This window comes from Candidatus Desulfolinea nitratireducens (genome assembly GCF_982879505.1).
Genome location: NZ_CEYOSI010000167.1, coordinates 2,028 through 8,078, shown reverse-complemented (window position 1 = coordinate 8,078; position 6,051 = coordinate 2,028). Strand labels below are relative to the sequence as shown.

The following is a 6,051-nucleotide window of genomic DNA, read 5'->3' as shown; positions in this document are numbered from 1 at the left end:
ACCCTTTAAACGCGGCTCCAAATATTAAATAAATGAACTCGAAATCACCCTTTGACGTTGACCTGCTCCGCGCCGATTTTCCGATTCTTAACAGAGAAATAGGTTCCGACAAAAAGCTGGTCTATCTGGATTCAACGGCGACTGCCCAAAAACCGATTTCTGTTATTGAAGCGATGAATGATTTTTATCGACTCTCAAATGCCAATATTCATCGGGGCGTACATACCTTGGCAGAAGAAGCAACCGCCATGTATGAGAATGGACGCGAGCAAGTTGCGAAATTGATCAACGCTGCTTCGCCAAGGGAAGTGATATTTACACGGAACACAACCGAATCGATCAACCTTGTTGCCTATAGTTGGGGAAGGAAGAATCTGGATCCGGGAGATCTTATCATCCTGACGGAGATGGAGCATCACTCCAATCTCATCCCCTGGCAGATGCTGGCAGCGGAGCGCAATATCCGGCTCGAATTTGTGCCTGTCACTGAGGATTATCTCTTTGACATGGATGCCTATAGAGACTTACTTAAACTTGAGCCGAAATTGGTATCTTTTACACAGATGTCCAACGTCCTCGGGACGATCACACCTGCCGCGGAAATTATCCGCCTCGCGCACGAAGTTGGCGCATTGACCCTCGTGGACGCGGCTCAATCTGTCCCACATTTGCCCGTAGATGTACGGGCGTTGGATGCAGATTTCCTGGCCTTTTCAGCCCATAAAATGGTCGGCCCAACCGGGATCGGTGCGCTCTATGGCAAACTTGATCTTTTGAATAAAATGCCTCCCTTCATGGGTGGCGGGGATATGATAAAAACCGTTCATTTGCGCTCCTTTGTGACGAACGAAGTTCCGTATAAATTTGAAGCCGGAACTCCAGCTATAGCGGAGGCAATTGGTTTTGGCGCAGCCGCAGAATATTTGAGTAATATCGGGATGGATGCAATTGAAGCACATGAGCAGTCCATTACGGAATACGTACTGGAACGATTGGAAGAAATTCCCGGCATTACCGTTTTTGGCCCCGATGCTGAAAATAAAGGTGGCGTGGCCTCCTTTGTCATGGATGGAATGCACCCTCATGATGTAGCCCAAATCCTTGATGGCGAGGGGATCGCCGTCCGGGCTGGGCATCATTGCGCCCAACCCTTGCATGAAAAATGTGGAGTCAGGGCTACGACTCGAGCGAGTTTTTATCTTTATAATACCAAGGCAGAGGTTGATCTCCTGGTAGAGGGGATATACAAAGTCAGAAAGATTTTCGCTTAACGGAGCTGTTATGGACGATCTCTATCGCCAATTAATTATTGAACGCTATAAGACCCCCTATTATCGCGGACATCTTGATCCGCACGATATCTTCTTCGAAGACGATAACCCCGTTTGTGGTGACCATATCGAGGTTACTGTTCGGGTTGATGATGAAAATATCGTCACAGAAGCTGCTTTCGATGGGCACGGATGCTCCATCTCGCAGGCCGCCGCAGATCTTTTGGTTGAGTCGATTCGGGGTAAGACCCTGGATGAGGTCAAGGCACTGACGAAAGATGATGTGATCGAATTGCTGGGCATTGATCTGGGTCCTGTCCGCCTGAAATGTGCATTGCTCTCTTTAAAAGTACTCAAGGCGGGTGCCTATGGCCTCAGCGTGGATGAGGTTAGTGACGCTCTGGTAGAATAAGGCGGGATGGTAGATTCTAGAGAAAAATCAGTTTGGCGTATCCTTTTTGGCAGTATTTTATTTTCCAGTTTTCTGGCAATTCTTGATCTGCGCAGTATTTCCCTGGATAGGGGATTTTCGCTTGCGCAGACCAGGTGGCTTTTATTGCTGATCGGCATCGGAACTGTTGGGTTTTTCGCAGGTCTCCTCTTCTATATGACCTGGACAGAAAGTTTTCAGAAATTAAAAGCATCTTATAATGCTTTTTTGAGTCCTGGGGAAAAGCTAAAATGGCCTGTTATTTTTCTCTTCATCGCAACTTTGGTGATCCTGCCTCTCTTGGCGCTACATCCTTTTCTTGGAAGTTTGCTGGGAAATCGTCTGTGGATCAAGATTTTCATTTTCTTAATCCTTTCCTTATTTGGAGCATCGCTTTTGCGCGCCAGCTTCAGATTGTCATGGATGGAAAGCCTCGCATTTGCTGCATTGGGGCAGCTATTAGTCTATCAACTGGTCATGGCCAGCTTATACATAACTGATTACCCCTTCGCAATTGGATGGACTCGCGATAGTCGCTATTATTACGCCTCATTATTTTTTTCAGAAAGAATTTATGGGCAGGAACTCTCTCTTCCGATCTTACACCCGACCCTCCATCTGATTTTTAGCATTCCCTTCCTTTTTGGAAAGTTGCCTCTTTGGGTTCATCGTGCCTGGTCCGTGATCCTTACATTGGGTCTTACATGGGCAGTTGTTACTCGTCTCGCTGCCCCTGCTCCTGCGAAGCTTCCCCTCCGCTTGAGAGGGGGCTTTGTAATCTGGGCCTTTCTTTTCCTCGTGACAGGCTCGATCTATGCCCATCTACTCATACCCGTACTGATCATCATTTTCTTTGTTTCGCCTGAAAAAAAATGGCAGTCCTGGTTAGCTGTGATCATTGCATCCGTGTGGGCAGGGATGAGTCGCATTAATTGGTTTCCCGTTCCGGGGATGCTCGCGGCGTTGATCTACCTCCTCGAAGTCAAACTCCCCCCGGGAAAAAATGTATTTCGCTATCTTATTCTTCCTGGAGTATGGGTTTTGGTTGGGACAGCCACCGCATTTTTATCACAAACTGCGTATATCCAACTATCGGGGAACGGCACCCGCGAAGAATTCTTCACCAGTCTTTCCTCAGACCTGCTCTGGGATCGTCTCTTGCCGAATAGCACCTTTGGCCCGGGGATTTTATGGGGAGCCGTTTTTCTCTCTGCACCGCTGATCCTTTTTATTATTTGGTCGTTTAATCAGCAAAAGGAGAGCTGGCATCCTCTTCGGATATTGGGAATTGCCTCAGCAATTCTGGTGCTTTTTGTGGGCGGTTTGGTTGTCAGTTTGAAGATTGGGGGCGGGGCCGATTTACATAATCTGGATGCCTATTTTGTCAGCATCCTGTTGGTGGGGGCTATTCTATTCACGCGCAGATTTCAGCTTGATACCGCTTCCAGGCATCTGCCTGCTGAAATACCGATCCCATTGCTCGCGCTGGGGATATTATCCCTGGCGTGGTTTATCCTGCGGGTGGGAGGGTCAGTGGGATATGATCGAGGCGCAGTCAATGCTTCTTTGAACGATATCCAGGCCCAGGTCACGAGCGTTGCGGCGAGTGGAGAGGAGGTCCTCTTTATCTCGCAACGTCATCTGTTGGCGCTTGGGCTGATCGAAGATATTCCTCTGTTCCCGGCTTATGAAAAAGATGTCCTGATGGAAATGGCTATGTCCCGCAATCGGGCTTATCTGGACGGGTTTTATGAAGATTTGCGCCATCAGGAGTTCGGCCTGATCGTGATCGATCCCCAATCGAATACGCTGATCAGCGAGAAGAGGTCTTTTGGTGCGGAGAATAATATCTGGGTTTTCAAAGTGACACGGCCCCTTGTTTGTTATTATGAGCGATTGATGTTATATCCGATTGTAGGCGTTGAGCTATATACGCCACGAGCCGAGCCACTGGAATGTGAGTAGAGGAAAAATGAATTATACAACTTACGATGAATCCAAATGTGATTTTTATGAAATTGCCCCGGCGGTTGAGTTACCGAATGGGGAACGCATATTTGTCGATATTGATGATATCCCGTTAGTAATTTTCAATATCGCAGAAAGTTATTACGCGATCAAGGACCAATGCTCACACGAAGATCTGGATCTGGGCGATGGGGATTTGGAAGACTATACTCTTTCCTGCCCTCATCACGGAGCCCATTTCGATGTCCGTACTGGCGAGGTGTTATCCTTGCCTGCTGTTGTGGGTATTCCTGCCTATCCGACACGAGTACGAGAAGGAATGATTGAAGTCGGTCTTCCGAAAGAATAAAAAAATAGAGATGAGGCAGCTCATCTCTATTTAATTAGGACTTACGCATTTTTATAGTCCTAGTCCCAATGCTCTGCGTTGGGGTATTGTAGACAAGCTACAACGCAGAGCGTTGCAGCGAGAAAAAAGGTATTTTGCGTAAGTCCTATTAATTAAGGTTGGGGTAAACAATTTAGCACTTTTTGAATTGACCTACTACACGTAAGATATCAAACCCCTCTGCAAAAGGCTTTTCTGCCAATGCGCCGTGACGCACCATTGTGGCGCGAAGCAGCTCGGCATTAAAATAATACTTATCGTGATAAGTTTTATATTTTAATAATGCTTCAATCTTTTTGTTTACGTCTTCTTCGCTAACTCCCACAAAAAAATGGGGGAAGAAGTTATAACTTGATCTGACTACGTCAAAACCAAGCACTGTCAGTCCACGATAGGCACGTAAAGCTTCTTGGGTAATAACATTGTGATCCTGATGAAGATCGTTTTGGCTGTGGCAAAAAATTATCTCAGGTTTGAAATCGCGCCGCAGCTTGAGCAAATATTCAAGGACTTCCTGTCGCATATCTGGAAATTTGCGGGTTTCAAAGCTTTCTATGAGATCATCTTTCGGGTTGACTCCCAAAACAGCCATACTGGCACGATGCTCCTCAACCACATTTTTGAGCATTGGGTTTTTTTGATTATCAGAGAGGGTTACGCAGAGAATCTCGCTTTGACCACGAATATTATGAATCAGGGCACCAGCACCCAATTCGATATCATCTGGGTGGGCACCCACAAAGAGTACTCGTTTTCCGTAAAAATTCATTAAACACCTAATTTACATCATTGCGAGGAAGCCGAAGGCTGACGCGGCAATCTCCAAAACTAAGGTGGAGATTGCCCAGGTCACTATCGCTCCTTCGCACATGTGCCTTCGCCCAGTACAGGCAATGACCGTGAAATTATTTCGTTCCGACAAAACCGCCAACGACCTTTGTCATCACCAGGTTGCCATCTTTGTCGAGTCTCTTCTGAGCGACAGCGGTGATCTTTGCCATCACCTCTTCAAATTCACCGGAGCCTTTGAAGAGATCGCCCCACAGTTTGCGGTCTTCAGAGAGCGATGCACGGGTGTAGGCAATAAAGGGATCAACGGTGGGGAAGGTCAGCGGGTTTTCAAAGACATGCACATCCACTTTGGAGAAAGTTTCTTTCATTGCGTCGAGGATGCCGCTTTTATAACGGGAGCTGCCTGGCATTGGCGGAATGACCATCCTGGTGGCCTCACGAATGATTTCGTAGAAGAGTTGTTTATTCTCCGGCATCGGGCCGCTCGTAAAGAGGCGTCCGCCCGGTTTCAAGACGCGGTGCATTTCGCGGATCGTGGCGGGAATATCAGTCGCGTAATAGATCGCAAAGCAGCAGGATTCCAGATCAAATTGATTGTCATCAAAGGGGAAGCGCTGATCAAAATCCAGTGAAATCAGCGTGAGCGGATTGCCCAGTTTTTCATTCTCGCTGCGGGCCTTGGTTAGCAGTTCCTCGCTAACATCGCCACCGGTGATCTCGGCTTTTCCGTCAGTATATTCATGGTAGAGCGTGCATTGTTTGCCCGCGCCGCAAGCCACATCCAGGATGCGGTCATTAGTAGTTGGTTTGAGCAGATCAAGCATCCATTGGTCAATATCTCGCCCACCGAATTCTTTGTGAATGTCGATCCGTTTTAATAAGTCATTTGTTGTTTCACGATAATCAATTTTCATTTTTCCTCACATAATATTAGAAATAACGGCTCGTTTATACCACAACATGTGCTAAAATGGCGGGAGGATAATCGTAGAACATTGGAGCAATTTTATGGCAAAGAATATCATTCCATCCGTCAAGGGCACCAGAGAATTTTACCCTGAAGAGATGGCCTTGCGTAATTTTATTTATGAAAAGGTGCGTCGGGCTTCACAGCAATTTGGTTACCAGGAATGGGAAGCACCGTATCTCGAAACCCTTGAGCTTTATGCGGCAAAATCAGGCGAAGAATTGGTTAAAGAGCA

At 47.0% G+C, this 6,051-nt stretch carries 6 protein-coding genes and 1 pseudogene; 5 read left to right on the top strand and 2 right to left on the bottom strand.

Annotated features, from left to right (window positions below):
- Positions 1–32 precede the first annotated feature (32 nt).
- The 4 genes from AC3DOM_RS13300 to AC3DOM_RS13285 are packed head-to-tail and all read left to right on the top strand — an operon-like array spanning position 33 to position 4,018.
- Positions 33–1,271: an aminotransferase class V-fold PLP-dependent enzyme gene (locus AC3DOM_RS13300; RefSeq protein WP_487919533.1), complete on the top strand. Its 1,239-nt coding sequence runs from the start codon at positions 33–35 to the stop codon at positions 1,269–1,271.
- Positions 1,272–1,281: 10 nt separating this feature from the next.
- Complete coding sequence (gene sufU, locus AC3DOM_RS13295; protein ID WP_487919532.1) at positions 1,282–1,683, top strand: Fe-S cluster assembly sulfur transfer protein SufU; 402 nt, start codon at positions 1,282–1,284, stop codon at positions 1,681–1,683.
- 6 nt (positions 1,684–1,689) lie between these two features.
- Positions 1,690–3,666: a hypothetical protein gene (locus AC3DOM_RS13290; RefSeq protein ID WP_487919531.1), complete on the top strand. Its 1,977-nt coding sequence runs from the start codon at positions 1,690–1,692 to the stop codon at positions 3,664–3,666.
- A gap of 7 nt (positions 3,667–3,673) precedes the next feature.
- Positions 3,674–4,018 carry a Rieske (2Fe-2S) protein gene (locus AC3DOM_RS13285; protein WP_487919530.1) on the top strand — a complete coding sequence of 115 codons (345 nt, stop codon included), beginning with the start codon at positions 3,674–3,676 and terminating at the stop codon, positions 4,016–4,018.
- A gap of 172 nt (positions 4,019–4,190) precedes the next feature.
- Here the strand turns inward: AC3DOM_RS13285 and AC3DOM_RS13280 are convergent, their stop codons facing one another.
- Positions 4,191–4,826: a PIG-L deacetylase family protein gene (locus tag AC3DOM_RS13280; RefSeq protein WP_487919529.1), complete on the bottom strand. Its 636-nt coding sequence runs from the start codon at positions 4,824–4,826 to the stop codon at positions 4,191–4,193.
- Between the two features lie 136 nt (positions 4,827–4,962).
- Positions 4,963–5,763: a class I SAM-dependent methyltransferase gene (locus AC3DOM_RS13275; RefSeq protein WP_487919528.1), complete on the bottom strand. Its 801-nt coding sequence runs from the start codon at positions 5,761–5,763 to the stop codon at positions 4,963–4,965.
- A 94-nt stretch (positions 5,764–5,857) separates the two neighbouring features.
- Here AC3DOM_RS13275 and AC3DOM_RS13270 point away from each other — a divergent pair.
- Positions 5,858–6,051: pseudogene (locus AC3DOM_RS13270) on the top strand (hypothetical protein); the annotation flags it as partial.